This window comes from Variovorax sp. GrIS 2.14, assembly GCF_046115955.1.
Classification (GTDB): Bacteria; Pseudomonadota; Gammaproteobacteria; order Burkholderiales; family Burkholderiaceae_C; genus Variovorax.
Window position 1 is genome coordinate 1 of record NZ_JBJXIA010000095.1, and the last position, 1240, is coordinate 1240.

At 63.6% G+C, this 1240-nt stretch carries 1 protein-coding gene; it reads left to right on the plus strand.

What is annotated here, in order from left to right:
* Positions 1-39: 39 nt before the first annotated feature.
* The coding region (locus RCH10_RS27670) for a sensor histidine kinase (RefSeq protein WP_409054851.1) at positions 40-1240 on the plus strand (1201 nt) is incomplete at its 3' end.

Below are 1240 nucleotides of genomic sequence, written 5' to 3' on the forward strand. Positions count from 1 at the left end.
GGCATGGACTCCGGAAAGAAGGGCGGGGTCGCCGTCTGTGTGAAAGGTCAGCTTACCTATTTGGGCAGTACGCCCGACGAGGCGCAGATAAGGCAGCTGGTGAGCTGGCTGGACGGGTACATGCCGCAGACCACCGGGATCTACGCCACCGACAGGCTGGATGACGTCTGGGCGCCGGCAAAGGAATTCGCCGCCTCGGCCTCCGGCCTGCTCGTCATATCGGTGTCCGACGACCTTTCGGACTACATCATCTGGTTCCGCCCCGAGATCGTGGCACGCTTCAAATGGGCGGGTCCCCCAGGCAAGGAGCTGGTGCCGGGCCCGCATGGCGACCGGCTGACTCCGCGCAAGTCCTTCGAGGTCTGGCGCGAAACCATCGTTGGCCGCAGCATGCCCTGGACATCGGCCGACAACCAAGCGGCCTTTGATCTGCGACTGTCATTGCTGCATGTGGTGTTGCGCCGCATCAACGCCGCCGCGCTGGAGCGCAAGAAAGCGGCGGATCGTGACCGCCTGCTGATGGCCGAACTGGACCATCGCGTCAAGAACACGCTCGCCAACATCCAGGCACTGGTGGTGCAGACCAGTCGCAGCGCCGAAACGCTCACTGGCTTTGTTCAAGGCCTGGACGGACGCATCCAATCCATGGCCAAAGCGCATAGCCTGCTGTCGGAAGCCCGCTGGGAGGGTGTGTCGATCACCCGCCTTTTGCGCGAAGAACTCGAGCCTTTCGGTCAGCGCCAAAACGTCGTCACGATTGAAGGCAGTGACTTGGTGTTGACGCCCAAGTCGGCGCTGTCGCTGTCGCTCGCAATCCACGAGCTGGTGACGAACGCCGCCAAATTCGGCGCCTTCTCCACACCTGGAGGCACCGTGGCCGTGCGTTGGACACTAGCCGATGACAACGGCATCAGCCTGTCGTGGACCGAAGCCGGTGGCCCGCGGGTGCGACCGCCGTCGCGGCGCGGTTTTGGCTCGACCCTCATCGAGCGTGCCCTGGCCATGGAAACAGGCGGCAGCGCCACGCTGCGATACGAGCCCGCCGGCATCGTTTGCGACGTGTTCCTGCCGCGTTCGTCGGTGCTCAGTCGCAACATCATCACGCCCGCATCAACGCTCGCGGTCCCGCCAGCGCCTCACGCTGGCAGCGGCGAGCGTCCCTATCGAATCCTGGTGGTAGAAGACTCGTTTCTCGTCGTCACGTTGCTTGAAGAGATTTTTGAAGGCCTTGGGTGGCTGT